Raw genomic sequence first — 26,975 nt, forward strand, 5'->3', positions numbered from 1 at the left:
CCCCCCCCCCCCCCCCCCCCCACGCCGAAATCCTGGCGACGACTTTACCCTCGCCATGGATCTATATCGCCACAGCCGAAGCCTATGACGACGAGATGTGTGAGCGCATCGCGCTGCACCGCTCGCGGCGCGTAGACGGCTGGACGACCATCGACGCGCCACTCGAGCTTGCCGGTGCGCTCGAGGCTTTGCCCGACAACCAGCCGGTGCTCGTCGACTGCCTGACGCTATGGCTGACCAATCACATGCTGGCCGATCACGATGTCGCCGCCGAGTGCCGGCGGCTGGCGGACGTGTTGTCACGGCCGCGCGGCCCGTGGTTCGTGGTGTCCAATGAAGTCGGGCAAGGCATTGTGCCGGACAATGCGCTGGCGCGCCGTTTTCGCGATGACGCTGGACGGCTCAACCAGCAGGTCGCGGCGGTTGCCGACACGGTTCTGTTGATGGTGGCGGGGCTGCCGCTGAAGGTGAAATGACATGACCGAAGACAAGGATGCGGAACGCCATCGCGCCAAGATGGCCAAGCGCAAGGCGGTGCAGGATGCCGAGGTGGCGAGCAAAACCGTCGAGAAGGGGCTGCTGATCGTCAATACGGGGCCGGGCAAGGGCAAGACGACAGCCGCCTTCGGCCTGGCGCTGCGCATGCTCGGCTATGGCAAGCGGGTCGGTGTCGTCCAGTTCATCAAGGGCAAATGGCACACCGGTGAGAAGGATGCCTTCGCTGCTTTCGGCGACCGTGTCGTCTGGCACGCGATGGGCGAGGGCTTCACCTGGGAGACGCAGGACCTGAAGCGCGACATCGCCGCCGCCGAGGCCGCCTGGGCCAAGGCACTGGAGTTGATCGCCGATCCTTCGATCAGCTTGGTCGTGCTCGATGAGCTCAACATCGCGCTGCGCTATGATTATCTCGATCTCGACAAGGTCGTTGCGGCGCTGAAGGCGCGGCGCGAAGGCCTGCACATCGTCGTCACCGGCCGTAACGCCAAGCCGGCGCTCGTGGAGGCGGCGGATCTGGTCACCGAGATGGGCGTCACCAAGCACCATTTCTCGGCCGGCGTGAAGGCGCAGCAAGGCATCGAGTTCTGAGAGTTCTTTACCCTCCCCCTTGTGGGGAGGGTCGATCCGCGAAGCGGAGCGGGGTGGGGGCCCACCGCTCCCCCGGCACTACGCGCCGACCCTCCCAACAAGGGGGAGGGTAACGTCACGCCACGATGACAATCACCGAGACCATCCCGAACAGCGCAATCAGCAGGTAGTCGGCGACCCGATAGAGTTGCAACGCCCGCCTGATGTCGCCGCTGTCGACGTCGCGGCGGCCGCCTTCGCCCATGAAAACGTCGTCGACCACCACGCCGCCATAGCTGCGCGGTCCGGCGAGCGCGAGTCCAAGCGCTCCGGCCATGGCCGCTTCCGGCCAGCCGGCGTTGGGCGAACGGTGCTTTTTGGCGTCGCGCCACACCGCAGTCCAGGCGTTGCGGGGATCGGCTTCCTTGACCAGGAAAGCAGCCAGCACGATCAGCAGAGCCGTCAGCCGCGACGCCGGCAGGTTGATCCAATCGTCGAAGCGCGCCGCCGCCCAGCCGAACGCCTCGTGGCGCGGGGTGCGGTGGCCGATCATTGAATCGGCGGTGTTGGCCGCCTTGTAGGCAGCACCTCCTGCTAGCCCGCCGACGCCTGTCCAGAAGGCGGGGGCGACGATGCCGTCGGAAAAATTCTCGGCCAGGCTTTCGATCGCCGCGCGGCAGACGCCGGCCCTGTCGAGCGTCTCCGGGTCACGACCGACGATTCGCGAGACGGCGACACGGCCCATGGCGAGGCCACCCGAGTCGAGCGAGTCCGCCACGGCCTCGACATGTTCATACAGGCTCTTCTGCGACAGGAAAGACGTCGCCAGAAGGGCGGCAATGATCAGTCCCAGGGGAACGAACCAGAGCAGAAGGATCTGCACGCAAAGGCCGATCACCGCCGGTACCAGCACGATGACCAGAAGCGCCCGGACGCCGCGTTGGCGACGCAGCGCGTCGGTATCAGTGGCGCGGTTGAGCCTGCGATCGAGAAAGGATATCAGGCTGCCGAACCACGTCACCGGATGACCGATGGCGCGAAACAGCCAGTCCGGATAACCCAGGACGAATTCGACGGCCAGTGACAGGAAAGCGATCAGGACTGACATGAAGCTTCTTGAAGGAGCGGTGGACCATGGTGGAAGTCTTGGCCGGGCGAGGGCGCTTTTCCCCAACGCCTTGCTGCCTTTCGTCGACCTCTCGACCGGTATCAATCCGCACTCCTACCCGCTTTTCGACTTGCCCGCCACCTCGCTGTCGCGATTGCCGGAAACAGGGCGCGGGCGTGAGCTTACAGAGATCGCGGCCAGCACCTATGGTGCGCCGTCGCCCGCAAATGTCGTCGCGGCGCCCGGCACGCAGATCCTGTTGCCGCGCGTGGCATCGCTGATCAGACCCGGCAAGGCATTGGTGCTGGGGCCGACCTATGCCGAACACGCCCGGGCGGCGGCAATCGCCGGGCACGAGGTGTCCGGGGTCAGCGATTTTGCGGCGCTCGCCGACGCCGACCTTGCCATCATCGTCAATCCCAACAACCCGGATGGGCGCGTCATCGAGCGCGACCGGCTGCTGGTGCTCGCCGCAGGATTGCGCGCCAGAGGCGGCCTGCTGGTCGTCGACGAGGCCTTCATGGATGTCGGCCCGCGCGAACACAGCCTCGCAGGCGATGTCGGCCAGGGCGGCATCGTCGTGCTGCGCTCGTTCGGTAAGTTCTTTGGCCTGGCCGGCGTGCGGCTTGGATTCGCGCTTTCCGATACGCCAACGGTGGACCTGCTGGAAACGCAATTCGGCCCATGGGCCGTCGCCGGTCCGGCGCTGGAATATGGTATCCGCGCGCTCGCCGATATCGGCTGGCAGGACGCGATGCGGATATCGCTCGCGGAGGCATCGGCGCGGCTCGACGCGCTGTTCGGCCGCTTCGGCGTGTCCGTTGCCGGTGGTACCACGCTGTTCCGCTATCTCGGTCTGGCGGATGCCGCCGGCCTGTTTTCCGCGCTTGGCGAGCACGGTATCCTGCTGCGGCATTTCTCCGACCGGCCGCATGTCCTGCGCGCAGGCCTGCCGGGGAGTGACGAAGAATGGCGGCGGCTCGAATTCGCTCTTGCCGGCTGGGCTTCGCGGCGCGACGATGGCGCCAGGGAGATCGCGCGATGATGATCCATGTCTGTTCGCTGGCAAAGGTCGAGGAAACGGTGGCGAGGACCGGTGCCGACCGCCTGCTGTCGCTGCTCGCCGCCGGAACCGAGGTGGTGCGCCCGGCCTCGATCGCCAGGGAAAACCATCTGCATCTGGTCATGCACGACATTGCTATAGCGCAGGACGGCATGACCATGCCGGGCGAGGATCACGTGCGCAACCTGCTCGATTTCGCGCGCCGGTGGGATAGGGCAAGGCCGATGGTGGTGCATTGCTATGCAGGCATCAGTCGTTCGACCGCTTCGGCCTATATCATCGCCGCCGCCCTGGCGCCGAAACGCGACGAGGCCGAATTGGCTCAGACATTGCGGACGCTATCCCCCTCGGCGACACCCAATCCGCGCCTGATTGCCGTGGCGGATGCCCTGCTTGATCGCAATGGCCGCATGATTGAGGCGATCCTGTCGATCGGCCGTGGCGCCGACGCCTTCGAGGGCACGCCTTTTGCGCTGAAGATCGACGCTCAGGAGACTATCTAAGCCACTCCGCGAGCTTTGCCTCGCGCACATCGTTGAGCAGGCTGATGAACCCGCCGGCCTGATGTTCCGCAGTCAAGCGCCCTTTTTCGGCTGTCGCGATGCTGGCGTCGCCGACCACGCCGTTCGGGTTCAGGTCGCTGGCGAGCCAGGCAAAGGCGTGGGTGCCGGTGTGGCGCAGCAGCGAGAATTCCTTCTCGGCTTTGGCGACGTTGGAAACGAAATTGTCGGCCTTGCCCATGTCGACCAGATCCGGCCGGAAATGCAGCATCAGCGACGTCTCCACGTCGCCGCCATGGATGCCGTGCCGATCCTCGAGTTCGGTGTACATGCCGGCCGGGCGGCCGAAGCGCTGCCAGCTCGTCTTCACCGCCAGCATCTTTTCGCGGACGCGCAATTCACGCGTGATGATGCCCATGATCTCCTCATTGCCGCCATGCGAATTGACGACGACGAGCTTGCGCACACCGGCGCGCGCGACCGACAGGCCAAGCTCGGTCCAGGCCTCGACCAATGTCGTTGCCGGCAGGGTAAGCGTGCCCGGCGCGTGCAGATGCTCGTTCGACTTGCCCACCGCCTGAACCGGCAGGATGCGGATGTCGAGATCGTCGGGCAGACGCGAAATGACCGTGTCGAGCATGCCGTTCATGATCGAGGTGTCGGTCGAGACAGGCAGATGCGGCCCGTGCTGTTCGATCGCCGCAACCGGCAACACGGCGATCGTCGTCTCGGGATCGACCGAGGCATATTCGGTGGTCCGGTAATCGCCCCACCAGACGCGTTTTTTTTTATTGTCCATTTTGACCTCGAAGAAACTGAAGCGCGTCGGCGCTGCCCCTCACCCTTACCCTCTCCCCGTGAAGAACGGGGAGAGGAAAACGCGAACGTCACAGCTTCTTCCTTCTCCCCGTCACTATACGGGGAGAAGGTGCCGGCAGGCGGATGAGGGGCGGCGCCAGCCTTTGATAGTTTGACTTTAGACCATCGGCCAGTCGATTCGTAGCGCGGCGCTTCTCATCCTGCCGCGATTGCCTCGACCTCGACCTTGAATTCGGACCTGGCAAAGCCGGAAACGATCATCAGCGTCGAGGCCGGCGCCGGGCTCGAAAACAGCCGGTCGCGGACATCCATATAGGGCCGCAAATATGCGCGGTCGGTGACATAGGCATTGATTCTCACGATGTCCTGCAGTCCCAGCCCCGCCTCGCCGAGCACCGCCGCGATGTTGCGGAAGCAGAGCTCGGCCTGGGCGCCAGCGTCCTCGGGGATTTGGTCGTCCGCCGTGATGGCGACCTGGCCCGAGCACAGGACCAGCCGCTTGCCGGCCGGCACCTCGACACCGTGGCTATAGCGGGCAAAGGGCGGCTTGATCGACTTGGGGGTGAGAAACTTGAACATGGCAATCTCCGGTTTGCCGTCAGCCTGGGACGGGTTTCATTACAGCTTCAAGATGGCGGTGCACAGCTTCAAGATGGCGGTGCATGTCGCCGGTGCGATTGTGGACAGGCGTTCAAAAAATGGGCACGATGCCTCCGGTGCAGCACGACCTTTCCGGCTTTCGCAGATGGCTGTGGTGCAGGCGGGCGGGTCCCGGCGTGAGACGCCAGTGGCATGTGTCTTGCTTCTTGAATCTTTGGTGTCGAGCCTGGCGCGTGGAGCGCCGGAGCAAACAAAGGGTGGTGTCGATGTACGGAAAACAGAAGATCTCGGTGGGCGTGGTAGCCTTGCTGGCCGCCGGCACGCTGGGGGCCGCGGCGAATGAAAAAGCCACCTTCGGCACCAACTGGCTGGCCGAGCCGGAACATGGCGGATATTACCAGGCCGTGGCCGATGGCACCTATGCCGCCTGCGGCCTCGATGTCACCATCATGCAGGGCGGCCCGCAGGTCAGCGGGCGGCCGATGCTGCTGGCCGGCAAGATCGATTTTTACATGGGCGGCAATCTGCTGTCGGCCTTCGATGCCGTGCAGCAGGGCATTCCGATGCGAGTCGTGGCCGCCGACTTCCAGAAGGATCCACAGGTCATCATGTCACACCCCGGCGAAGGGCTCGACAAATGGGAGGATCTGAAGAACGCCGACCAGTATATTCTGGGCGACGAGGGCGTGCAGACGTTCTTCCAATGGATGGTCATCGAGCTCGGCTTCGATGCCGCCAAGCGCGTGCCTTACACCTATAACACCGCTCCCTTCATCGCCAACAAGAAGTCGATCCAGCAGGGTTACGTCACTTCAGAGCCGTTCGCGGTCCAGAAGGAAGGCGGCTTCGTGCCGAATCAGTTCCTGCTGGCCGACTATGGCTGGGACACCTATTCGACGACGATCGAGGTGATGCAGGATACGATCGACAAGAAGCCGGAGGTGGTCCAGTGCTTCGTCGATGGCTCGGCCAAGGGCTGGTACAAATATCTCTACGGCGACAACAAGGCCGCCAACGACATGATCAAGAAAGACAATCCCGACATGACGGACGCGCAGATCGCTTTCTCGATCGAGCAGATGAAGAAGTTCGGTCTTGCCGATTCGGGCGACACCGAAAAGCTTGGCATCGGGGCCATGACGGATGCGCGGATCAAGAGTTTCTACGACAAGATGGTCAAGGCCAAGGTCGCACCCGGCGGCATCGACATCAAGAAGGCCTATACGTTGGCCTTCGTCAACAAGGGCGTGGGGCTCGAGCTGAAGAAATAGGCCGGGTCCCGGCATGATAAGGGAAAAGGTGGCGCAAGCGCCAGCGAATGCGTCGGACGTCGCTCCGGCATTGTTGGCGCTGCGTGGCGTCGGCAAGGTCTTTTCCAATGGCGTGACGGCGCTGAGCGATGTCGATCTGACGATCCGGGAAGGCGATTTCCTCAGCCTGCTCGGCCCGTCAGGCTGCGGCAAATCGACGGCGCTGCGGCTGATCGCCGGCCTGTCGACGCCGACCTCGGGCACGCTCGATTGGCGTGGCGGCGGTTCGCTCGATCGCGCCAACATCGGCTTCGTCTTCCAGGAGCCGACCCTGCTCCCCTGGGCCAGCGTCTTCGACAATGTCTGGCTGCCGCTCAGGTTGAAAGGCATGTCCCGCGCCAAGGCCGCTCCGGCGATAACGGAGATGCTGGCACGGGTTCACCTGACTGGCTTCGAGGATGCGGTGCCGCGCGAGCTCTCCGGCGGCATGAAGATGCGCGTGTCGATCGCGCGCGCCATGGTGACCAGGCCGCGCGTGCTGTTGATGGACGAGCCTTTCGCCGCGCTCGACGAGATCACCCGCTTCAAGCTCAACAATGACCTGCTGGAACTGTGGCAGGACGAGCGCTTCACCGTCGTCTTCGTCACCCACAGCGTCTTCGAGAGCGTGTTTCTCTCCAATCGGGTGGTCGTCATGGCGGCGCGACCGGGCAGGGTCTTCGAAGAACTTGCGATCGAGGCATCCTATCCGCGCGATGAGGTATTTCGCACCTCGCCGGACTACGCATCCCTTTGCCGGCAAGCCTCGGACGTGCTGGTCAATGCCATCAATTCAACAGCAGGCTCGCACCATGACGGCCATTGAGGAGCGGGTGCTCAAGCTCGACCCGGAGGAAGCGCGCCGGGTGCGCCAGGAGCGGCTCGAGCGGATCGGCCGCTGGGTGCTGCCGCTGGCGATCATGATCCTGGCCATCTGGCTGTGGGATCGCGTCTGCGTGTGGAACGCGATCCCGCAATATATCCTGCCGCGTCCCGGCGTGGTGCTGTGGACGCTCTACAACGATGCCGGCCTGCTGTTCTCGGCACTCCTGGTCACCTTGCGCATCACCTTCCTCAGCCTGCTTTTGGCCGTTGTTGGCGGCGTCGGGCTGGCGGTCCTGTTCGCGCAATCGAAATGGGTGGAGATGTCGTTCTTCCCGTTCGCCATCGTGCTGCAGGTGACGCCGATCGTGGCGATCTTCCCGCTGATCAACATCTATGTCGACAACCAGACGACCAAGCTTCTGCTGTGCGCCTGGATCGTCGCCTTCTTCCCGATCCTGTCCAACACCACGCTCGGCCTCAACTCGGTCGACCGTAATCTGCGCGACCTGTTCAAGCTCGACGGCGCGACGCGTTGGCAGCAGCTGCGCTATCTCAGGCTGCCGGCGGCGATGCCGTATTTCCTCGGTGGGCTGAAGATCGCCGGCGGCCTGTCGCTGATCGGCGCCGTGGTGGCCGAGTTCGTCGCTGGCGCCACCGGCCAGTCGTCGGGGCTTGCCTCGCGCATCATCGAGGCCGGCTACCGGCTCAACGCGCCGCGACTGTTCGCGGCGCTATTTCTGATTTCGTTGACGGGAATCCTGATCTTCCTGGTGCTGTCGCTGATCTCGCATCTCATTTTGCGGCGCTGGCATGAAAGCGCGCTCAAGCAGGAGCGGTAGGGGATGTTCAGGCCGGAGACACCGCGAACAGACGTGCGCAGACATCGCAGACGGTTTTACACCGCCGCATTCTTCGGTGGTCGTCACGGCATGGATCCTCGGGTCTACGCGTCCGCTTCGCTCCCGCTTCGCCCGTGGATGACGAAGGACGGGAAGGCAAATGCAAATCGCCAATGCTGGAGATTCGTAGGAACCCCGGTATCTTCGACGTTTGCGATTGGCGGCGGCATCCTTTCTCTTCGTCATTCTAGGGCGAAGCGGGAGCGAAGCGGACGCGTAGACCCTAGGATCCATGCCGTTTCCTCCGAGCTCAACGGCAGCGCAAGATTGTTCGCGATGTCTCCACACGCCTGTTCACAAGATCTCCAGTCCAAACGCCGCCTTGAGGGGACGGTGTTATATTGGACAGAGGGAGATAGGGCTTGATCCCGACATCTGGTTCTTATCACCTCGCTAATGTTCGGCTTCATCAGTCGCTCACGCCCGACCTAGCTGCAAACTTCGACAGCGACGGTTTTGCGCTTGCTGACATCAGCGTCGCCCACGGCAGGATTTCCAGCATCGCCGCGCGTGGCCGCGCAACGACGCCGGCGGGTGCCGTCGATCTTGCCGGCCGTATCGTGCTGCCCTGTTTCGTCGACTGCCACACGCATATCGACAAGGGCCATATCTGGCCGCGAAGACCCAATCCCGACGGCACTTTCATGGGCGCGTTGAATGCCACCGAGGCCGACCGCGCTGCCCGCTGGAGCGCGCAGGATGTGGCGCGGCGCATGGATTTCTCGTTGCGGTCGGCCTACGCGCATGGCACCAGGGCGCTGCGCACCCATGTCGACAGCGTCGCGCCGCAGGAGGAGATCTCCTGGCCGGTGTTCGAAGCGATGCGCGAGACGTGGCGCGGCCGCATCGAATTGCAGGGCGCCTGCCTGCTCGGCATCGAGGGCGTGCGCGATAGGAAATGGTTCGACAGGCTGGCGAAACGGGTTGCCGCCGCCAAGGGCGTGCTCGGCGTCGTCACCTATATGGTGCCGGATCTGGAAGAGCTGCTCGACCATGTCTTCGCGCAGGCGATCAAGCATGGGCTCGATCTCGATTTCCATGCCGACGAGACCGACGACATCGCGGCCATCTCACTGAAGAAGATCGCCGAGGCCGCACTCTGGAACGGTTTCGAGGGCAAGATCCTCGTCGGCCATTGCTGCTCGCTGGCGCGTCAGCCCGACCTCGAAGTGATGGACACGCTGGACAAGGTGGCGAAGGCCGGGTTGGCGGTGGTGTCGCTGCCGATGTGCAATCTCTATCTGCAGGACCGGCGGACCGACCACACGACCCCACGCTGGCGTGGCGTGACGCTGCTGCACGAGATGAGGGCGAGGGGCATTCCGGTCGCGGTGGCTTCCGACAACACGCGCGATCCCTTCTATGCCTATGGCGATCTCGATATGCTGGAGGTCTACCGCATGGCGACGCGCATCCTGCATTTCGACCATCCGGTCGCCGATTGGCCGCAAGCGGTCACCGCGACGCCGGCGAACGTGATGCGGCTCGACGGCTTCGGCACGCTTGCCGCCGGCGGCGATGCCGATTTCATCCTGTTCAAAGGCCGGAGCTGGACGGAATTGCTGTCGCGGCCCGAATCGGATCGCATCGTCGTGCGCGCCGGGCGCGCGATCGACCGGCAATTGCCCGACTATGCCGAACTCGACGAACTGATGGTGGAATAATGGACGTTTCGGCGCTCAAACGTGATCTCGACGGGATAAAACTCGACGATAATCCGGCCATCGTCCAGCAGAAGAGCCGCGACTTCTACTGGTACAGCCCAGTCCTGAAACAGCAGCTCGACCATGTCACCGGCGACCTGATCGTGACGCCGAAGAACGAGACCGAACTGATCCGCGTGCTTGCCGCCTGTCACCGGCACGGCGTGCCGGTGACGCCGCGCGGCAGCGGCACCGGCAATTATGGGCAGGCGATGCCGCTTTCGGGAGGCGTGGTGCTCAACCTCGCCGAAATGAACGAGATCAGGTCGATCGGCCCGGGCCACGTGGTGACCGGACCAGGCGCCATCCTGGCCGATATCGACAAGGCAACGCGGGCGCATTCCGGGCAGGAATTGCGGCTGTCGCCGTCCACCTACAACACCGCCTCGATCGGCGGCTTCATCGCCGGCGGTTCGGGCGGCGTCGGCTCGATCAATTTCGGCGGGTTGCGCGATTTCGGCAATGTGCTGCGCCTGCGCGTGGTGACCATGGAGGCCGAGCCCAAAGTGCTCGAACTCACCGGCGAGGACCTGCACAAGGTGACCCACGCCTATGGCACGAACGGTATCATCACCGAAGTCGAGATGCCGCTGACCGCGGCCTATGAGTGGGTCGATGTCATCGTCGGCTTCGACACCTTCATGGGCGCGGCGCGCTACGGCAACGCGCTCGCCCGCCAGGATGGCATCCTGACCAAGCTGATCACGCCGATATCGGCACCCGTGCCGCAGCTCTATTTCAAACGGCACCAGAAGTTTTTCAGGGAAGGGCAAAGCATCTGCGTCGTGATGGTGGCGCGGCATGGGCTCGATGCCTTTCTTGCCTTCACCCGGCGGGCCGGCGGCGCGGTGATCTATAGCGCTGCCACGACGACGGCGGAGGAGAAAAAGGGTCTGCCGCCGGCCTATGAGCTGGCCTGGAACCATACGACGCTGAGGGCGCTGCGGGTCGATCCCGACATCACCTATCTGCAGTCGCTCTATCCCTTTCCCAACCAGCTGGCGCTGGTCGAGAAGATGGACGCGATGTTTCCAGGCGAAGTCTTTTCGCATCTCGAATTCGTGCGGCTGGACGGCAACATCACCTGTTTCGGCTTGCCGCTGGTCAAGTTCACCACCGAGGCGCGGCTCGACGAGGTCGTCCGGCTGCATGAGGAGAATGGCTGCCCGATCTTCAACCCGCATCGCTATACGCTGGAGGAGGGCGGGATGAAGCAGACGGATGCGGTGCAGCTGGCCTTCAAGCGCGAGACCGATCCGCAAGGCCTGCTCAACCCGGGCAAGATGATCGCCTGGGAAAATCCGGACTACGACTATCGTTCGGGCCGGACCTTCCTGTTCAAGGGGCTGCAGAGCGTGGGATGAGGAGAGGTTCGCGCGCGTCCACCCCCCTCTGGCCTGCCGGCCGCAGCCCTTCGCTGTCGCTCCGGGCGTTCGTTGTTCGGAAAGCCAAGCAATTGGTTTCCCGTCCGCTACGCGGACCACGCCTCACCTCCCTCAAGGGGGGAGATCAACAGTCGCCTCGGCTTTCGCCAATCACCAATGCCAGAACGGAGTCGAGACGTCGAAAATGCCAATCTCCCCCCTTGAGGGGGAGATGCCCGGCAGGGCAGAGGGGGGTGCCTCGCGCTGACCTGCGGGATGTTCTCCAGTGAACATCCTCGTCCTCTATGCCCATCCGGTCGAGACCAGCTTCAATGCCGGCCTGCACCGTATGATCGTCGAGCGGCTGAGGGCAGCGGGCCATTCGGTCGATGACTGTGACCTTTACGCCGAGGATTTCGATCCGCGGCTGACCCGCAGGGAGAGGCTGGACTATCACAACCAGCGCGCTCCCGGGGAGGCTGTTGCACCCTATGTCGAGCGCCTGGTGCGGGCCGATGCGCTGGTGCTTTCATACCCGGTCTGGAATTATGGCTTCCCGGCGATACTGAAGGGCTTTTTCGATCGCGTGTTCCTGCCAGGCGTGTCGTTCAAGTTGGTCGATGGCAAGGTGCGGCCCTCGCTGCACAACATCAAGAAGGTGGCCGCTGTCACTACCTATGGCGGCAGCCGGTTTCGCGCCATCTTGATGGGCGATCCGCCACGCAAGCTGATCAAGCGCATGCTGCGCGCCACGGTAAAGCCCGGCGCGCCGGTGACTTATCTCGCGCACTACGCGATGAACATGTCGACCGACCAGACGCGGAAGGCCTTCATGACAAAGGTCGCGGCGCGCATGGATGCGTTCTGATGCGGGTCCTCGTCGTCTACTGCCATCCGGTGCCGGAAAGTTTTTGTGCCGCAATCCGCGACACCGCCATGGACGTTCTGAGGCGAAGAGGCTGGGAGGTGCGGCTGCTCGACCTCTACGCGGAGAAGTTCGATCCGGTGATGGGCTGCGAGGAGCGGCGCACCTACAATGAGCGGGCGCCGCAAGATCCGGCGCTGAAGCCGCATTTCGAACTGCTCAACTGGGCCGAGGCGATCCTGTTCGTCTATCCGACCTGGTGGTACGGGCTGCCGGCTATGCTGAAGGGCTGGCTCGACCGGGTGTGGGCAACCGACATCGCCTTCAAGCTGGCAGGCAAGGGAGGGATCAAGTCGCTGATGACGCATGTCACCAAGGTCGGCGTCATCACCACCTGCGGCGCGCCGACTTGGTGGAGCGTCGTCGTCGGCCAACCGGGGCGCAAGACCCTGCTGCGCGGCATGCGGGCCCTCTGTGCGAGGCGCTGCCGGACATTCTTCCTGGCACACTATCTGATGGATGCCTCGACGCCACGGACACGGGCGGCGTTCCTGGCGAAGGTGCGGGCGAAGCTGGAAAGGTTTTGAGCGCAGGACTTCCCTTCTCCCCTTGTGGGAGAAGGTGGCCGAGCGAAGCTCGGTCGGATGAGGGGTGCTCCAGTGAACACCAGCGTCTCATTCCTTCCAACACCCCTCAACCGTCTCGGCGCCATGCGCCGATCCACCTTCTCCCACAAGGGGAGAAGGGAAAAGTGGCCCGCTACATCTTCACCCTTTCCGCCTTCGGATCATACATCGGCTTCAGCGACGCTTCCGCCGCGAAACGCTCGCCGGCGATCTCGATCTCGTAGGATGAGGCCAGCACATCCGCCTCGCTTTCGCCCTGGCAAGGCACATAACCCAACCCGATCGCACCGCCGAGATGGTGGCCGTAATTGCCCGAGGTGACGGGACCGACAATCTTGCCGTCGCGCAGGATCGCTTCGTTGTGGAAGAGCAGCGGCTGCGGGTCTTTCAGGCGGAACTGCACCAGCCGGCGGGCCAATCCGGCTTCCTTCTTCTTCAGCACAGCATCGCGGCCGATGAAGTCGCCCTTACCCGTCTTCACCGCGAAGCCGAGGCCGGCTTCCAGCACATTGTCCTCGTCGGTGATGTCGTGACCGAAATGGCGGAAGGCCTTTTCGATGCGGCAGGAATCCAGCGTGTGAAGGCCGCAGAGTTTCAGCCCGACTTCGGCACCAGCCTGCTCGATCGCCTCGAAGACATGAGCCGCCTGGTCGGTCGAGACATAGAGTTCCCAGCCGAGCTCGCCGACATAGGTGACGCGGTGGGCGCGGGCCAGGCCCATGCCGATCTCGATCTCCTGGAACGTGCCGAACGGATTGGCTTCGTTGGAGAAATCGTTGGGGCTGACCTTCTGGATCAGCTTTCGCGAATCCGGGCCCATCACGCAGAGCACGCCTTCAGCGGCGGTTACATCGGTGATGACCACGAAGGCCTCACCGACATGCCGGCGCAGCCAGGCGAGGTCACGCTGTAAGGTCGCGCCTGGCACGACGAGGAAGTAGGCCGTGTCCGACAGGCGCGACACAGTGAGGTCGCTTTCGATCCCGCCACGCTGGTTGAGCATCTGCGTGTAGACGATCTTGCCCGGCGCGACGTCCATGTCGTTGGCGCACAGTTTTTGCAGGAAGGAGCAGGCGTCGCGGCCCTCGACGCGGATCTTGCCGAACGAGGTCATGTCGAACAGGCCGACCTTGTTACGGACCGCCAGATGCTCCTCGCGCTGGTTGTCGAACCAGTTCTGCCGCTTCCAGGAATAACGGTATTCGCGCTCCTGGCCCTCTCGGGCGAACCAGTTGGCGCGCTCCCAGCCGGCGACCTCGCCGAACACGGCGCCGCGCGCCTTCAGATGCTCATGCAAAGGCGAGCGGCGCACACCACGCGACGTCGCCATCTGCCGATAGGGGAAATGATCGGCGTAGAGCAGGCCAAGCGTTTCGGAGACACGCTCCTTGAGATAGCGGCGGTTCTTCTGGAACGGCTGGGTGCGGCGGATATCCACTTCCCACAGGTCGAAGGGCGCTTCGCCATCGTTGATCCACTGCGCCAGAGCCATGCCGGCGCCGCCGGACGAGACGATGCCGATCGAATTGTAGCCGGTCGCCATCCAGTAGCCCCGCAGTTCGGGCGCTTCGCCGAGATAGTAGCGGTCGTCGGGCGTGAAACTTTCGGGACCGTTGAAGAAGGTATGGATGCCGGCGGTGGCCAGCATCGGCATGCGGTTGACGCCCATTTCGAGGATTGGCTCGAAATGATCCATGTCCTCGGGCAGCTGGTCGAAGCAGAAATCCTCACGGATGCCGTCCATGCCCCACGGCTTGGCCACCGGCTCGAAGGCGCCGAGCATCATCTTGCCGGCATCTTCCTTATAGTAAGCGCATTCGTCCGGCACGCGCAGGACCGGCAAGCGGCTCAAGCCGGGGATCGGCTCGGTGACAAGATAAAAGTGCTCGCAGGCATGCAGCGGGATGTTCACGCCGTTCCGCGCGCCGAGATCGCGCGCCCACATGCCGGCGCAGTTGATGACGATGTCGGCCTCGATCGTGCCCTGGTCTTCGCCACGTGCCCAGGACACGCCGGCAACGCGGCCCGCCTTCGTGTGGACCGTGGTGACCTTCACGTTCTCCACGATGGTGGCGCCGCGCTGGCGCGCGCCCTTGGCCAAAGCCATGGCGATGTTGGCGGGGTCGCACTGGCCGTCGAGCGGCAGATGCACGGCGCCGACGACGTCGGAGACATTGAGATGCGGATACATTTCCTTGACTTCGCTGGGCGAAATCTCGCGCACGTCGACATCGAAGGCGCGGGCGAGCGAGGCCTGCCGGTAGATTTCGTGCTTGCGCTCCTCGGTCAGCGCCACGGTGATCGAGCCGACCTGGCGCATGCCGGTGCCGACCTCGGTCTCGGCTTCCAGCCTGACGTAGAGGTCGGCGGAATATTTCGCCAGCCGTGTCATGTTCTGCGAACCGCGCAGCTGGCCGATCAGGCCGGCGGCGTGCCATGTCGTGCCCGATGTCAACTGCTTGCGCTCGAGCAACACGATATCGGTCCAGCCGAGCTTGGCCAGATGATAGGCGACCGAACAGCCGGAGACGCCACCGCCGATGATGACCGCGCGTGCCTTGGTGGGGATAACCTTGGGAGCGGGGGTGTTCATGCGGCCTCGCGGCGATAGTTGGAAGCAAAACGGCGCAGCCTGGCCGCTGCTTCCTGCAGAACGGGCTCGGGCTGGCAGAGGCTGATGCGGATATGGCCGGCGGCGGCCTCGCCGAAGCTGGAGCCTGGCATCACGCCGACATTCTCCTTGTCGAGCAAGGCGAAGGCGAATTTCTCATCGTCGGGTTCGACATCGGAGATGTCGAGCATGACATACATGCCGCCTTCGGAACCGCGCACCGTCACATCGTTCATGCCACGCAAGGCGTTGAGGAAGATGGTGCGGCGCGCCGCGTATCGTTCCGCGATGTCCTTCACCCCGTACCGGTTTTCCAGGGCCTCGGCGCAGGCAATCGAGATGAAGGCCGGCAGTCCGTAGGTGGTCACCAGATTGAGATTGACGAGCAGCGCGATCATCGCTTCAGGACCGGTCAGCCAGCCCATGCGCCAGCCGGTCATGCCATGGCTCTTGGACATGGAATTGATAACCAGCGTGCGCTCGGCCATGCCCGGCAGAGAGCGCGGCGAGACATGCTCGCCGCCGCCCAGCGTCCAGTAGACCTCGTCCGACAGCAGCCAGAGGTCATGCTCCCGGCAGATTTCGGCCAATTGTTCCAGCCGCTCGCGCGAGTAGACCGCACCTGTCGGATTGTTCGGGGTGTTGATGAGGATGGCGCGGGTATTGGGCCGCACTGCCGCGCGGATCATGTCGGCACGCGGCTGGAAACCGTCCTCGGCCGGTGTTTCAACGACGGTGAAACTGGCACCGGCGGCGCTGAACGTGTTGGGATAGGTGGCGTAGTAGGGCGCCACCACGATGGCGTGGTCGCCCTGATCGAGGACGGCCTGCACGGCCGCGTAAAGTGCTGCCTGGCCACCCGGTGTGGCGATGACCTGATCCGGCGTCGTCTCAATGCCGGTGCAGGCGGTGGAGGCCGTGGCCATTGCCTTGCGCAGGCGCGGCAGGCCTGGCAGCGGCGTGTAGTGATGGTTGCTGCCGCGAACCGCCGCCACGCAGGCTTCGATCGTCTGCGAAGGCGTGTCGAAATCATGGTCGCCGACCGACAGCATGATGATGTCTTCGCCGGCTTCCTTGCGGGCCCAGGCGGCGAAGTGAACCTCCCAGCCATCCTTGCCCGAAGGCACGATGCCGGAAATGCGCGATGATGGTCTAGGCATTTGCTACTCCCGAAATCTCGTACCCTGTTTCTTCCAGCCGGTCGTGCAGCGCGGCGATGTGGTCCGGCCCGACCTCGCAGCAGCCGCCGACGATCTGGGCGCCGGCTTCGACCCAGCCCATCGCCTGATCGGCATAGGCCTCCGGATCGAGATCGTGACGTGCGTGCAGCACCTCGACCGTGCCGCCGTGCTTCAACGCATCGATCGACGTGAAACCATTGGCGTAGGCGCCAGCCGGGCCGCCAAGTTCGATCAGCTCAGGCAGCGCCGCCGCGATTGCCTCCGGGCGACAGCAGTTCAGCAACCGTGCGGCCACCGGCAAACCGCTGAGGGCGCTAGCCGCGGCAGCGATCGTCTCGCCGCTGCGCAGCCGGGGCTCACCGTGGTCGCAAAGCGTCCACGATACCCATACCGGCTTGCCGCTTTCCGACGCGGCGGTGACGGCCGCGCGCGCTTCCTCGGCGGATGTCATGGTTTCGCAAAGGAACAGGTCGACGCCATCCGCCTGCTCGGCAACGATACGGCGGTAAATATCGAGCGTGTCCTGATAGGAAATGGTCAGTGCCGGCGCGTAGCTGCCGAAAAGCGGCGACAGGCAGCCGGCGATCGCCACGTCGCCGGCCTCGTCGCGCGCTTGCCTGGCCAGGTCGATGCCGCGCTTCTGCAATGGTTTGAACAGCTCCTCCGCGCCCTCGCGCGCCAGGCGTTCGGGCGTCGCCGAATAGGTGTTTATGGTGATGACGCGGGCACCGGCGCGGATGAACTCGGCATGCAGGCCGCGCACCAGATCGGGTTCGTCGATCAGCACCCTGGCCGACCACAGCGGCGTCGGCTCCGACTTGCTGCGCCGCACCAGTTCCTGGCCCATCCCGCCATCGGTGAGGATGACACGTTTCATGCGCGCAGCCTCTCGTTCTTCGGATCCCATAAGGGCTCGTCCTTCTGCACGACGGCCTTGAACCGGTCGCCGAAGATTTCGAGCTCGACAGAGGTGCCCGGCTCGGTCAGGTCGGCGCGCAGCATGCCGAGCGCTATGGACTTGTCGATGCGATGGCCCCAGCCGCCTGACGTCGTTTCACCAACGATCTGGCCGTCATGCCAGAGCGTCGACATGTAGGGTGCGTCGCAATCGCCCGGGTTTTCCACCACCAGCGTGACGAAGCGTTTCTTGACGCCTTGCTGTTTCTCGTTCTGCAGCGCCGTCTTGCCACGGAAGTCGGGCTTTTCCCATTTGACGAAACGCTCCAGCCCACCCTGCAGGATCGAATAGTCGGTCGACAGATCGCCTTTCCAGGTGCGGTAGCCTTTTTCGAGCCTGAGCGAATCCAGCGCGTACATGCCGAAAGGCTTCAAGCCATGCTTCTGGCCTGCGGCCCAGATCGCGTCGAAGACGGCAGCCGTGTCGTCGATCTTGGTGTGGATTTCCCAACCGAGCTCTCCGGCAAAGGAGACGCGCACGAGCTTTGCCCAGCGGCCGGCGATCTTTGTCTCCTGATGCGTCAGCCATGGCAAGGTTAGGTCGGCGTCGCAGACATCGGCGAGGATTTTTCGCGAATTGGGGCCGGCGAGAATCTGGGTCGAATAGTCCTCGGTGCGGTCGGTCAGCGTGAAGGCGGCATCACTGGGCATGCGCGATTTCAGCCATTCGAAATCGTGCCACTGCGCCACCGCCGCGGTGATCAGCGTCATCTTATCCTCGCCGTGGCGCACGACGGACATTTCGGTGACGATGCGGCCTTTGTCGTCGGCGAAGTAGACGAGCCCGATGCGGCCGGGTTTCGGCACCAGGCCGGTGACCTGCAGGCTCAGCCATTCGGCGGCGCCCGGGCCCTCAAGATTGAAGCGCGAGAAGCCGGGCAGGTCGAGGATGCCGGCGGCGTCGCGCACGGCGAGGCACTCTTCGCGCACGCGGTGCTGCCAAGGCCCGTCGCGGCGGAAGGTCAGTGTCGCCTCCTCGGAGATATCGTCCCCGTCCTGTGCGTACCATGTGGCGCGTTCCCAGCCATTATAGGCATCGAAGCGGCCGCCCAGCGCCTTGATGCGATCATGGATCACCGACAGCTTGCGGTCGCGCCCTTCCGGCCAGGCATGACGCGGGAACTGGATGGCGTATTCGTTGCCGTAGATTTCCATGCCCTTGGCGACGCAGTAGTCCGGCGCCGAAGCAAATGAGGTGAAGCGGCGCGGATCGCACGACCACATGTCCCATTCCGTCTGGCCTTGCGTGACCCATTCGGCCAGCACCTTGCCGGCGCCGCCGCCCTGGGCGATGCCGAAGGTGAAGACGCAGGCCTCGAAGGCGTTGGGAACGCCGGGCATCGGACCGATCAGCGGATTGCCGTCCGGCGCGTAGGGGATCGGACCATTGATGACCTTGGACAGGCCGGCGGTGCCCAGGATCGGCACACGGGCGACCGCGTCGGCTAGGTAGTGCTCCAGCCGGTCGAGATCGTCGGGGAAGAGCTGGAAGGAAAAATCCTCCGGCATCGGATCGTTGTGGGTAGCCCAGTGCGCGCGGCAATTGCGCTCATAGGGGCCAAGATTCATGCCACTCTTTTCCTGGCGCAAGTAGTATGAGGTGTCGACGTCGCGCAGCAGCGGCAGTTTTTTGCCTTGTTCCTTCGACCATGCCGCCAGTTCGGGGATTTCCTCGAACAGGATATACTGATGGCTCATCACCATCATCGGCACTTCGCGGCCGAACATTTTGCCGACTTCGGCGGCGCGATAGCCGGCGGCATTGACGACGATCTCGCAGCGGATCTCGCCTTGCGGTGTGGTGACCACCCATTCGTCCTTTTCGCGGCGCACGCCGGTCACCGGGCAGAAGCGGATGATCCTGGCGCCCATGTCACGCGCGCCCTTGGCCAGCGCCTGGGTCAACTGCGCCGGGTCGATATCGCCGTCGCTCGGGTCGTAGAGCGCGCCTTCGAGGTCATGGGTTTCGATAAAGGGGTAGCGGCGCTTGATCTCGTCGACGCCGACAACGTCGATGTCCATGCCCTGATAGCGGCCCATGCCCTTGGCGCGCTGGAATTCCTGCATGCGCTCCTTCGAGTGAGCGAGGCGCAGCGAGCCGGTGACGTGATAGTTCATGGGATAGTCGACCGCCTCGGCAAGGCCCCGGTAAAGCTCGGTCGAATAGCGCTGCATGTTCATCAGCGACCAGGACGAGGAGAAGGTCGGCACGTTGCCGGCGGCATGCCAGGTCGAGCCTGACGTCAGCTCGTTCTTTTCCAGAAGCACGCAATCGGTCCAGCCCGCCTTGGCCAGATGATAGAGCGAGGAGGTGCCGACAACGCCACCTCCGATGATCACCACGCGCGCCGTGCTCGGCAAACCCGCCATGTTCTTCTCCCAAACTTCAAGCGCGCTGCGCTTCTGCTTTTGTTTTGATGCATGTCGTTGTCCCAACCCGCGCACGGTTTTGGGCGACATGCATTCAGTAGACGGGTGGCGAAACCACCCAGATGACAACCGCCGGCTCGGTCCCCGGATTGCGCCAGCGATAGGGCTTGCCTTCGAAGCGGAAGGAATCGCCCTCGCCGAGCCGGTGCCAGACGCCCGCGATCTCGATATCGAACTGCCCGGAGGCGAGATATCCGGCCTCCTCGGTCGGCCGGCGGGCCTCGGTCCTCAGCTCCGCGCCCGGCGCGAAGACCGAGCGCACCATCTCGAAGCTGCCCCCGAGATCCGGCGACAGAAGCTCTTCCACCAGGCCGGATTCGCTGGTGCCGAGGGTGCGGCGCTTGCCAGCGCGCACAATGACGCCGCGCTCGTTTTCCTGGGGCACGTCGTGGCTGAAGAACAGGCTGATCGGCACGCCGAACAGCTCGGCGAAGGCCCTGAGGTCGCCAAGCGACGGCGTCGAGAGGCCGCGCTCGACCTGGCTGACCCAACCGACCGAACGTCCGAGTTTCAGCGCGATGTCCGAGAGCGTCAGCCCACGCGCCCTGCGCAGCGCCCTGATGTCGCTTGCCAGCACGCGTTCGTCAGGTCCCTGCAATGTTCGTGCGGTAGTGGAGGGCAAAACGCTCACGTCATGAAAATTTCTATCCGAATTTCATGAGAAAGCAAGCTCATGAAAAAATCAAGTAGATTTTCACCCATGCTCAAGATTTGCTTGCAGGATTTTGACGGTTCATGCAAAGGCTCCGCTTCTTCGAGCGGCGAGCGGGGACGTCCGATCGACACAAAGGCTAAGGGACGGCCCATGCTGGAAAAGAAGGCTCCAATCGCGGGGGATGCCGAGATTGTCGATGACGCGATCATATCACGCCGTTCGGTGCGCGCATTTCTGCCCGACATGGTCGACGACGAGACGATCCGCGCCATCCTGGCGGTTGCGGCGCGCGCTCCGTCGGGCACCAACATGCAGCCATGGCGGGTCTACGTCACCAAGGGCGAGACCAAGCAGCGGATATCGGACGCCATCCTGAATTCCGGCATCCGTGCCGAAAAGGCCGACTGGGACGAGTATCGCTACTATCCCACGCAGTTTTTCGAGCCGTACCTGACCCGCCGCCGTGCCAATGGCTTTGGTCTCTATGGCGTGCTTGGCATCGGCCGACGCGAAGTCGACAGGATGCGCGCCCAGCATGACCGCAACTTCGTCTTTTTCGATGCGCCGGTCGGCATGATCTTCACCATCGACCGCCGCCTCAACCAGGGTTCGTGGATCGACTACGGCATGTTCCTGCAGAACATCATGGTCGCGGCGCGGGGCAGGGGCCTGCACACTTGCCCGCAGGCCGCCTTCGCGCCCTATCACCGGCAGATCCGGCCGGTGCTCAACATTCCCGACGAGGAGATCGTCGTCTGCGGCATGGCGCTCGGCTATGAAGACACGTCCAAGCCGGAAAACGCCTTCCGCACCGATCGCGTGCCGCTGGAAGAGTGGGTGACGTTCAGCGAATAGAGCCGCTGGGCGGCCAAGCTCGTGGTCGTTTCTATTCCGTGTTCATCCGCATGCCGTGGCCGCTGACATGGGCGCCGTCCTGCGGTGTCAGCTTGAGATAGGCGAGCAGCGCGCAGAGCGTGATGACGCCCTCGATCATAAAGAGGATCCGGAAATCGCTGGCGACGGCCGCGCCGCCGCCGGCGAGGAATGACAGCATGGCCGCCGCCAGGCCGACGCTGATGGCGACCGCGAGCTGCCACAGAATGTAATAGAGCGCGCTGAAGCGGGCGAGCTGTTCGGGCGCGATGTCGGAATAGGCGAGGTTGCCGGTCGAAGCCCATTGCACCGAACGGAATATGCCGAAGATGAAGATATAGCTGAGCGTGATCCAGACCGGCGTCGTCGCCTGCAGCAAGGCAAAGCCCGCGACCATCGCGGCGACCACGGGCGTGTTGAAGACCAGCACGCGGCGGAAGCCGAAGCGATTGAGAAGGCGCGGCATGAAGAACCGCATGATCACCGAGCCGACCGCCGCGACGAAGGTCAGCGATCCCGCCTGCACCGCGCTCATGCCGAAGCCGAGCTGGAACATCAGCGGCAGCAGGAAGACGACGGAGCTGAGTCCGATCGTGTCGAGGCCGCCGCCGGTGAGGAAGGAGATGCGGAAGGTGCGGATGCGCAACAGCTTGAGATCGAGGAGGGGATTGCGTACGCGCAGGCAGTGGAAGGAGGCGACCGTCAGGATGGCGACGGCCAGCACAAGCTCAACCGCGATCAAGCTCCCAGCGACGTCCTTCGCCGCCAGCGAGTCCATGCCGAAGACCAGCAGGACCATGCCGCTGCCGACCAGTAGAAAGCCCGGAAAATCGAAAGGCGTGCGCACGGGCTTGGTCACTGTGGGAAACAGCGAGGCGGCAAGCACGGCCGCCGTCAGCGCGAAGGGCACGTTGATGAAGAAGATCCAGCGCCAGGAAATGTAAGTGGTCAGCGCGCCGCCGACGAGCGGACCGACCAGCGGTCCGGACTGGCCGGCCAGCGAGATATACATGTTGATCTTCAGCGTCCGACTGCGCGGAAAGGTCGACAGGATGACGACCTGGCCGAGCGTGCCCATCAGCGCGCCACCGAAGCCTTGCAGTGCGCGGGCGCCGACCAGCATCCAGATGTCGTTCGAGAGCCCGCACAGGGCCGATGAGGCGGCGAACACCAGCAAGGCGAAGCAGTAGACATTGCGCAGGCCGAAGCGGTCGGCGGCCCAGCCGCCGAGCGGCATCGAGATGATCAGGCTGGCGACATAGACGGTGATTAGCAGGCCGAGCTGGCTGGGTGGACGAGCGAGGCTTTCGCCGATACCGGGCAGTGCCGTCACCACGACATTCTGATCGAGGCTGGTCATGAACACACCGCAGGCGACCGTCAGCGGCAGCAGGAGCAAGGCTCTGGCCGACACATCGGCGCGATCCGTGGCGCCGGCGGATAGTTCAGCAGTCATGGGGATGTTCGAACCAAACGAATGCGCCGACTCTGAGACGGGATTTTCATACCCCTTGGACCGGTTGGGCGGCCCACGTTTTCCACCATGGGCGCCTGCGGCGGGATTCTCTAGCGGCAGAACCGGCTGGCCTTGAGGCCAGAAGCCGCGGCGGAGCGGCCATCCGGTCACATCATCTATTGCACTTCGTAGCCGACTTCCTCGCTGGCATGGCGAAGCGCCTTCCAGAACGAACGCGCGAAGGAGCGGAAGACATGGATGTCGAACTGATCGGCGCCGGTGCGCTGGATCTGGGCAAAGACATCGTGATGCGCAGTCGAGCGGCCAGCGCCTATGGGGAAGGCCGGCAGCGCGAAGTCGATGGCAAAGAATTTCGCCAGCACCCATTCGGCCTTCGGCCCGGCAATGCGAATGGCGGTGCGGCCATGCGACAGGTCCGTCACCGTGCCGATGTCCGGCGTTACCACCTTTGAAAAGGCGGCGGCCAGCCCTTCGGCCTCATCGACAACCGTGAACTTTCCCGGCGCGAAGCCGAACACCGATTTCACGCCGTTACTCAGGCCGCCGCCGGCGCCATCAGGCAACACGAGCCCGGTGACGGCGCCGATGGCCGCCATCAGTCTCTTCTCCTCGCCCGGCCATGCGGCGAGCTGCACGATCGAGCCCGGGCTCGTTTCGGTCAGGAGGATCTCGACGCCATGTTCGAAATTGCCATGCGAGCCGACGTGAAACTCCGGCTCGAGGGGGGATTGGCGCTCAACCATGCATGCGGGTCCCTTCCGGATCGTAGAAATGGTTGGAGACGATCTCCACCGGCCCGAAGCGATTGCGCAGGGGATCGGAGACGTGGGCACGCGTGCCGTGCCTGGCCTTGCCGCCCTTGACCAGCGCCAGCGCGATATGCTTGCCGAGCGCCGGCGAGTAGCAGCAGGCGGTGATGTGGCCGATCGAGCCGTGCGGATTGGCTTCGTCGATCTCCTCGACAATGTGCGAACCGCCATTGAGCGGCCGGTTGTCCAGCGCGATCAGGCCAACCAGTTCCAGACGGTCGGACGCGATCAGGCCTTCGCGGTCCATCATCGCCGAGCCGATGAACGGCTTCTTCTTCGACAGCATCCAGTCGAGATGCAGGTCGCGCGCCGTGGTGCGGCCGTCGATCTCGGCGCCGGTGACATGGCCCTTCTCGATGCGCATGGTGCCCAGTGCCTCGAGCCCATAGGTGACCAGCCCGAACGGCTTGCCGGCCTCGATCAGCGCCTCCCAGACATAGGTGCCGTGGCCGGCGCCGCAATAGACCTCGAAGGCCATTTCACCCGAGAAGGATAGCCGGCAAATCATCACCGGTACGCCTGCTATTTCACCGTGGACAATGCCCATGAAAGGCAAGGCGGCGTTGTCGACCGATGTGCCGGTGACGCAGGCGGCGAGGATCTGCCTGGCCTTTGGCCCGCCGATCGCGGCCCCCGCCCATTCGTCGGTCACCGAGGTGACGTGGACCTTCAGTTCCGGCCAGATCACATCGAGGAAATACTCCAGATGCTGCATCACCTTGCCGGCATTGGCCGTGGTGGTGGTCATGAGGAAATCCTGTTCGCCGAGCCGCCAGGTGGTGCCGTCGTCGAAGGCAAAGCCGTCCTCGCGCAGCATCAGCCCGTAGCGCGCCTTGCCTACGGCGAGCGTTGAAAACATGTTGGTATAGACGCGGTCGAGGAATGCCGCGGCATCGGGGCCCTGGACCGCGATCTTGCCCAGCGTCGAGACGTCCACAATGCCGGCGCTTTCGCGCGTCGCCCTGGCCTCGCGCACATAGGCCTGCTCGACCGTTTCGCCGGCGTGGCCGTAGATCATCGGCCGGTACCAGAGGCCGGCGGAATACAGCGTCGCGCCATGGTCGACATGCCAGTCGTGCATCGGCGTCAGCCGTTCGGGCTTCAGGTCGCCGAAACGTTCCGCCGCCAGCGAACCGATCGAAACCGGCGCGAAGGGCGGCCGGAAGCGCGTCGTGCCCACTTCCGGGATCGGCTTGCCCAGGGCTTCGGCCATGATGGCGAGGCCGGGAACATTGGAGCTCTTGCCCTGGTCGGTCGCCATGCCAAGCGTCGTGTAGCGCTTCAGATGCTCGACCGAGACAAAGCCTTCGCGATGCGCCAGCCGGACATCCTCCGCCGTCACGTCGTGCTGGAAGTCGACAAAGCTCTTGCCCTTGGCCCTGATCTCGAACACCGGCGCCGGGTCGGGTTCGCCGGGTACGGCTTCGACAGTGGGCAATGCCGCCGGGGTGCCGGTTCCACCGGCTGCCGCAAGGCCGGCGGCACGGCCTTCGGCGATCGCCTCGACGGTGGAAAAACTGCCGGTGAAGGCGCCGGCTCCAATCCACTGCTGTGTTGGCCACTGCCGCGTTGGCTTCGGCGGCAGGAAGGCTTGCCGCGCGGCATCCCATTCCGCTTTCGCACCGGCCTGGCTGGCCAGATGGATGGTCGGCGACCAGCCGCCCGACATCAGCAGGCAGTCGGCATGGATGCTGCGCGCATCGCCGGTGAGCGCGCCCGTGACCATGTCGAAGCGCTGAACCTTGATGCCCGACAGCGTCTTGCCGCCCTCGGTCGCGACGACGGCATGGCCGGCAAAGATTTCGGCTTCCGCTTCCGTGGCGAGGCTGCGCATCTCGGCTGAAAGTTCTGATCTGACGTCGGCGATGGCGACGACCGCGGCCCCCGCTTTCTTCAACGCGACGGCCGCCCGGTAGGCGCTGTCATTGTTGGTGAACAGCGCGATCCGCTCGCCCGGCAGCACGCCAAACTCGTTGGCGTAGCGTTCCGCCGCATGCGCCAGCATCACGCCCGGCCTGTCATTGCCCGGGAAAACCAAGGGGCGCTCGAAGGCGCCGGTGGCCAGCACCACCGATCTGGCGCGGATCGCCCAGTAGCGATGGCGTGGCTCGCCCTTAGACGGCTGTTCCTTGTGGTCGCTGACCCGCTCGAGCGCGGCAAGCGTGTTGTTGTCGTAATAACCCCAGACCGTGGTTCGCGGCAGAAGCCGGACATTGTCGCGGCCCTCAAGCTGGGCGACGGTGCGCCGCACCCAATCGGTTGCCGGCGTGCCGTCGATGGTCTCATCGGACCAGTTGGCCGAACCGCCGAAACGCGGCTCGAGATCGGCCAGGATGACGCGGGCGCCTTGATCGGCGGCCGCTTTGGCGGCCATCAGGCCGGCGGGGCCGGAGCCGACCACCAGCACGTCGCAGAAGGCGTTCATGCGCTCGTAGCGGGCCGGATCCTTCGCCGATCCGGCGCTGCCGAGGCCGGCGGCGCGGCGGATGAAGTGCTCGCAGAACATCCAGAAACGCGTGCCCTTCAGCGGACCGAAAACCGGCCCCATGAAGGTCTTGTAGTAGAAGCCGGCCGACAGGATCTTGCCGCCAAGCTGATTGGCGGCATGGATGTCCCAGGCGAGCGACGGGAAGCGGTTCTGGCTGACGGCGAGCAGCCCATCATGGATCTCGACCATGGTCGCCGGAATGTTTGGCTCGCGAACCTCGCCCTTCAGCACCGTCACCAGCGCGTTCGGCTCCTCGACCCCAGCGGTGAGCAGGCCGCGCGGGCGGTGGTATTTGAACGAGCGTCCGAAAAGGGTGACGCCCTTGGCCAGCAGCGCGGAGGCCAGCGTGTCGCCGGCATGGCCGGTGTAGGCCACGCCGTCGAAGGTGAAGCGGATCGTCTTCAGTCGATCGATGCGGCCGCCGGTGTCGGTGCGGCGCGGGCTCATGACTGGCCCTCCGCCTTGCGGCGCGCGGCCGATGCATGGTCACCGCGCACGAAGGCGACGCTGGAAATCTCATGCGTCAGCGTGTTGCGCACGACCCGCAGATGCGCACGGCAACCGCCGGAATGCTGCCAGATCTCGTTGTGGTCGCCGGCCGGGTTCAGCCGGTCGTAGACATAGGCATTCCACGCCTCGAAATTCTGCGAGGCGGGGTCGGGACGCTCGCGGTTGCCGTCACCCTGATAGGTGAACTCGATGACGTCGCGCGGGCCGCAATAGGGACAGGTGATCAGCACGGTATATTCCTGATGAAGCCTTGCTTAA

At 64.2% G+C, this 26,975-nt stretch carries 24 protein-coding genes; 12 read left to right on the plus strand and 12 right to left on the minus strand.

Going from position 1 to position 26,975, the window contains the following annotated elements; genetic code table 11:
* Positions 1 to 29: 29 nt before the first annotated feature.
* Both cobU and cobO read left to right on the plus strand, forming a co-directional pair.
* Entirely contained in the window at positions 30 to 476 is a 447-nt protein-coding gene (cobU, locus tag FJ958_RS06435; protein WP_246679530.1) for a bifunctional adenosylcobinamide kinase/adenosylcobinamide-phosphate guanylyltransferase, read from the plus strand.
* 1 nt (position 477) lies between these two features.
* Positions 478 to 1,086 (plus strand): cob(I)yrinic acid a,c-diamide adenosyltransferase, encoded by a 609-nt coding sequence (gene cobO / locus FJ958_RS06440; protein ID WP_140740827.1) that lies wholly within the window; start codon positions 478 to 480, stop codon positions 1,084 to 1,086.
* Between the two features lie 115 nt (positions 1,087 to 1,201).
* On the opposite strand, the gene cbiB is transcribed toward cobO, so the two are convergent.
* Positions 1,202 to 2,173, minus strand: coding sequence for an adenosylcobinamide-phosphate synthase CbiB (cbiB, locus tag FJ958_RS06445; RefSeq protein ID WP_140740828.1), 972 nt, complete (start codon positions 2,171 to 2,173; stop codon positions 1,202 to 1,204).
* Here cbiB and cobD point away from each other — a divergent pair.
* Both cobD and FJ958_RS06455 read left to right on the plus strand, forming a co-directional pair.
* The gene (gene cobD / locus FJ958_RS06450) at positions 2,172 to 3,218 is read left to right on the plus strand and encodes a threonine-phosphate decarboxylase CobD (protein ID WP_140740829.1); all 1,047 of its coding nucleotides are present in this window, start codon (positions 2,172 to 2,174) and stop codon (positions 3,216 to 3,218) included. The genes cbiB and cobD overlap by 2 nt on opposite strands.
* Positions 3,218 to 3,739, plus strand: a complete 522-nt coding sequence (locus FJ958_RS06455; RefSeq protein ID WP_140741262.1) for a tyrosine phosphatase family protein — start codon at positions 3,218 to 3,220, stop codon at positions 3,737 to 3,739. Before cobD ends, FJ958_RS06455 begins: the two co-directional genes overlap by 1 nt.
* On the opposite strand, the gene FJ958_RS06460 is transcribed toward FJ958_RS06455, so the two are convergent.
* Complete coding sequence (locus tag FJ958_RS06460) at positions 3,732 to 4,535, minus strand: creatininase family protein (RefSeq protein ID WP_140740830.1); 804 nt, start codon at positions 4,533 to 4,535, stop codon at positions 3,732 to 3,734. The genes FJ958_RS06455 and FJ958_RS06460 overlap by 8 nt on opposite strands.
* 215 nt (positions 4,536 to 4,750) lie before the next feature.
* On the minus strand, positions 4,751 to 5,134 hold the full coding sequence (locus FJ958_RS06465) for a RidA family protein (protein WP_140740831.1): 384 nt from the start codon (positions 5,132 to 5,134) through the stop codon (positions 4,751 to 4,753).
* Between the two features lie 287 nt (positions 5,135 to 5,421).
* Here FJ958_RS06465 and FJ958_RS06470 point away from each other — a divergent pair, with 287 nt between their 5' ends.
* The 7 genes from FJ958_RS06470 (at position 5,422) to FJ958_RS06505 (ending at position 12,687) form a co-directional block, all read left to right on the plus strand.
* Complete coding sequence (locus FJ958_RS06470) at positions 5,422 to 6,426, plus strand: ABC transporter substrate-binding protein (RefSeq protein WP_140740832.1); 1,005 nt, start codon at positions 5,422 to 5,424, stop codon at positions 6,424 to 6,426.
* Between the two features lie 13 nt (positions 6,427 to 6,439).
* Positions 6,440 to 7,270, plus strand: a complete 831-nt coding sequence (locus FJ958_RS06475; RefSeq protein ID WP_140740833.1) for an ABC transporter ATP-binding protein — start codon at positions 6,440 to 6,442, stop codon at positions 7,268 to 7,270.
* Positions 7,257 to 8,108, plus strand: a complete 852-nt coding sequence (locus tag FJ958_RS06480) for an ABC transporter permease (protein WP_140740834.1) — start codon at positions 7,257 to 7,259, stop codon at positions 8,106 to 8,108. The genes FJ958_RS06475 and FJ958_RS06480 overlap by 14 nt, the downstream gene beginning before the upstream one ends.
* 422 nt (positions 8,109 to 8,530) lie before the next feature.
* Entirely contained in the window at positions 8,531 to 9,832 is a 1,302-nt protein-coding gene (locus FJ958_RS06485) for a cytosine deaminase (RefSeq protein WP_140740835.1), read from the plus strand.
* On the plus strand, positions 9,832 to 11,235 hold the full coding sequence (locus tag FJ958_RS06490) for an FAD-binding oxidoreductase (protein ID WP_140740836.1): 1,404 nt from the start codon (positions 9,832 to 9,834) through the stop codon (positions 11,233 to 11,235). Before FJ958_RS06485 ends, FJ958_RS06490 begins: the two co-directional genes overlap by 1 nt.
* A gap of 286 nt (positions 11,236 to 11,521) precedes the next feature.
* Complete coding sequence (locus tag FJ958_RS06500; RefSeq protein WP_140740837.1) at positions 11,522 to 12,103, plus strand: NAD(P)H-dependent oxidoreductase; 582 nt, start codon at positions 11,522 to 11,524, stop codon at positions 12,101 to 12,103.
* A complete protein-coding gene (locus FJ958_RS06505; RefSeq protein WP_140740839.1) occupies positions 12,103 to 12,687 on the plus strand; it encodes an NAD(P)H-dependent oxidoreductase in 585 nt (194 codons plus the stop codon). The genes FJ958_RS06500 and FJ958_RS06505 overlap by 1 nt, the downstream gene beginning before the upstream one ends.
* Before the next feature lie 172 nt (positions 12,688 to 12,859).
* Here the strand turns inward: FJ958_RS06505 and FJ958_RS06510 are convergent, their stop codons facing one another.
* From FJ958_RS06510 to FJ958_RS06530, 5 genes are all read right to left on the minus strand, one after another.
* Complete coding sequence (locus FJ958_RS06510) at positions 12,860 to 15,319, minus strand: FAD-dependent oxidoreductase (protein ID WP_140740840.1); 2,460 nt, start codon at positions 15,317 to 15,319, stop codon at positions 12,860 to 12,862.
* Positions 15,316 to 16,497, minus strand: a complete 1,182-nt coding sequence (locus FJ958_RS06515; protein ID WP_140740842.1) for a pyridoxal phosphate-dependent aminotransferase — start codon at positions 16,495 to 16,497, stop codon at positions 15,316 to 15,318. The genes FJ958_RS06510 and FJ958_RS06515 overlap by 4 nt, the downstream gene beginning before the upstream one ends.
* Positions 16,490 to 17,395, minus strand: a complete 906-nt coding sequence (locus FJ958_RS06520) for a homocysteine S-methyltransferase family protein (RefSeq protein WP_140740844.1) — start codon at positions 17,393 to 17,395, stop codon at positions 16,490 to 16,492. The genes FJ958_RS06515 and FJ958_RS06520 overlap by 8 nt, the downstream gene beginning before the upstream one ends.
* Positions 17,392 to 19,845 (minus strand): FAD-dependent oxidoreductase, encoded by a 2,454-nt coding sequence (locus FJ958_RS06525; RefSeq protein WP_140740845.1) that lies wholly within the window; start codon positions 19,843 to 19,845, stop codon positions 17,392 to 17,394. The genes FJ958_RS06520 and FJ958_RS06525 overlap by 4 nt, the downstream gene beginning before the upstream one ends.
* A gap of 94 nt (positions 19,846 to 19,939) precedes the next feature.
* Positions 19,940 to 20,536, minus strand: coding sequence for an XRE family transcriptional regulator (locus tag FJ958_RS06530; RefSeq protein ID WP_246679521.1), 597 nt, complete (start codon positions 20,534 to 20,536; stop codon positions 19,940 to 19,942).
* A gap of 174 nt (positions 20,537 to 20,710) precedes the next feature.
* On the opposite strand from FJ958_RS06530, the gene FJ958_RS06535 reads away from it, so the two are divergent.
* Positions 20,711 to 21,415 carry a nitroreductase gene (locus tag FJ958_RS06535; protein WP_181176306.1) on the plus strand — a complete coding sequence of 235 codons (705 nt, stop codon included), beginning with the start codon at positions 20,711 to 20,713 and terminating at the stop codon, positions 21,413 to 21,415.
* Positions 21,416 to 21,446: 31 nt separating this feature from the next.
* On the opposite strand, the gene FJ958_RS06540 is transcribed toward FJ958_RS06535, so the two are convergent.
* From FJ958_RS06540 to FJ958_RS06555, 4 genes are all read right to left on the minus strand, one after another.
* Positions 21,447 to 22,889: an MFS transporter gene (locus tag FJ958_RS06540; protein WP_140740848.1), complete on the minus strand. Its 1,443-nt coding sequence runs from the start codon at positions 22,887 to 22,889 to the stop codon at positions 21,447 to 21,449.
* A 176-nt stretch (positions 22,890 to 23,065) separates the two neighbouring features.
* A complete protein-coding gene (locus FJ958_RS06545) occupies positions 23,066 to 23,653 on the minus strand; it encodes a sarcosine oxidase subunit gamma (protein WP_140740849.1) in 588 nt (195 codons plus the stop codon).
* Complete coding sequence (locus FJ958_RS06550; RefSeq protein ID WP_140740850.1) at positions 23,646 to 26,654, minus strand: sarcosine oxidase subunit alpha; 3,009 nt, start codon at positions 26,652 to 26,654, stop codon at positions 23,646 to 23,648. The genes FJ958_RS06545 and FJ958_RS06550 overlap by 8 nt, the downstream gene beginning before the upstream one ends.
* On the minus strand, positions 26,651 to 26,947 hold the full coding sequence (locus FJ958_RS06555) for a sarcosine oxidase subunit delta (protein ID WP_140740852.1): 297 nt from the start codon (positions 26,945 to 26,947) through the stop codon (positions 26,651 to 26,653). Before FJ958_RS06555 ends, FJ958_RS06550 begins: the two co-directional genes overlap by 4 nt.
* Between the last annotated feature and the right edge of the window lie 28 nt (positions 26,948 to 26,975).

The sequence above is a fragment of the Mesorhizobium sp. B2-3-5 genome, assembly GCF_006442395.1.
In the GTDB taxonomy this organism is placed as follows: domain Bacteria; phylum Pseudomonadota; class Alphaproteobacteria; order Rhizobiales; family Rhizobiaceae; genus Mesorhizobium.

Excerpts from the sequence above, each read along its gene's own strand:
- cobO (WP_140740827.1), top strand. The coding sequence starts at position 478 with ATGACCGAAGACAAGGATGCGGAACGCCATCGCGCCAAGATGGCCAAG.
- cobD (WP_140740829.1), top strand. The coding sequence starts at position 2,172 with ATGAAGCTTCTTGAAGGAGCGGTGGACCATGGTGGAAGTCTTGGCCGG.
- cbiB (WP_140740828.1), bottom strand. The coding sequence starts at position 2,173 with ATGTCAGTCCTGATCGCTTTCCTGTCACTGGCCGTCGAATTCGTCCTG.
- FJ958_RS06455 (WP_140741262.1), top strand. The coding sequence starts at position 3,218 with ATGATCCATGTCTGTTCGCTGGCAAAGGTCGAGGAAACGGTGGCGAGG.
- FJ958_RS06460 (WP_140740830.1), bottom strand. The coding sequence starts at position 4,535 with ATGGACAATAAAAAAAAACGCGTCTGGTGGGGCGATTACCGGACCACC.
- FJ958_RS06465 (WP_140740831.1), bottom strand. The coding sequence starts at position 5,134 with ATGTTCAAGTTTCTCACCCCCAAGTCGATCAAGCCGCCCTTTGCCCGC.
- FJ958_RS06470 (WP_140740832.1), top strand. The coding sequence starts at position 5,422 with ATGTACGGAAAACAGAAGATCTCGGTGGGCGTGGTAGCCTTGCTGGCC.
- FJ958_RS06475 (WP_140740833.1), top strand. The coding sequence starts at position 6,440 with ATGATAAGGGAAAAGGTGGCGCAAGCGCCAGCGAATGCGTCGGACGTC.
- FJ958_RS06480 (WP_140740834.1), top strand. The coding sequence starts at position 7,257 with ATGACGGCCATTGAGGAGCGGGTGCTCAAGCTCGACCCGGAGGAAGCG.
- FJ958_RS06490 (WP_140740836.1), top strand. The coding sequence starts at position 9,832 with ATGGACGTTTCGGCGCTCAAACGTGATCTCGACGGGATAAAACTCGAC.
- FJ958_RS06505 (WP_140740839.1), top strand. The coding sequence starts at position 12,103 with ATGCGGGTCCTCGTCGTCTACTGCCATCCGGTGCCGGAAAGTTTTTGT.
- FJ958_RS06510 (WP_140740840.1), bottom strand. The coding sequence starts at position 15,319 with ATGAACACCCCCGCTCCCAAGGTTATCCCCACCAAGGCACGCGCGGTC.
- FJ958_RS06515 (WP_140740842.1), bottom strand. The coding sequence starts at position 16,497 with ATGCCTAGACCATCATCGCGCATTTCCGGCATCGTGCCTTCGGGCAAG.
- FJ958_RS06520 (WP_140740844.1), bottom strand. The coding sequence starts at position 17,395 with ATGAAACGTGTCATCCTCACCGATGGCGGGATGGGCCAGGAACTGGTG.
- FJ958_RS06525 (WP_140740845.1), bottom strand. The coding sequence starts at position 19,845 with ATGGCGGGTTTGCCGAGCACGGCGCGCGTGGTGATCATCGGAGGTGGC.
- FJ958_RS06535 (WP_181176306.1), top strand. The coding sequence starts at position 20,711 with ATGCTGGAAAAGAAGGCTCCAATCGCGGGGGATGCCGAGATTGTCGAT.
- FJ958_RS06540 (WP_140740848.1), bottom strand. The coding sequence starts at position 22,889 with ATGACTGCTGAACTATCCGCCGGCGCCACGGATCGCGCCGATGTGTCG.
- FJ958_RS06545 (WP_140740849.1), bottom strand. The coding sequence starts at position 23,653 with ATGGTTGAGCGCCAATCCCCCCTCGAGCCGGAGTTTCACGTCGGCTCG.
- FJ958_RS06550 (WP_140740850.1), bottom strand. The coding sequence starts at position 26,654 with ATGAGCCCGCGCCGCACCGACACCGGCGGCCGCATCGATCGACTGAAG.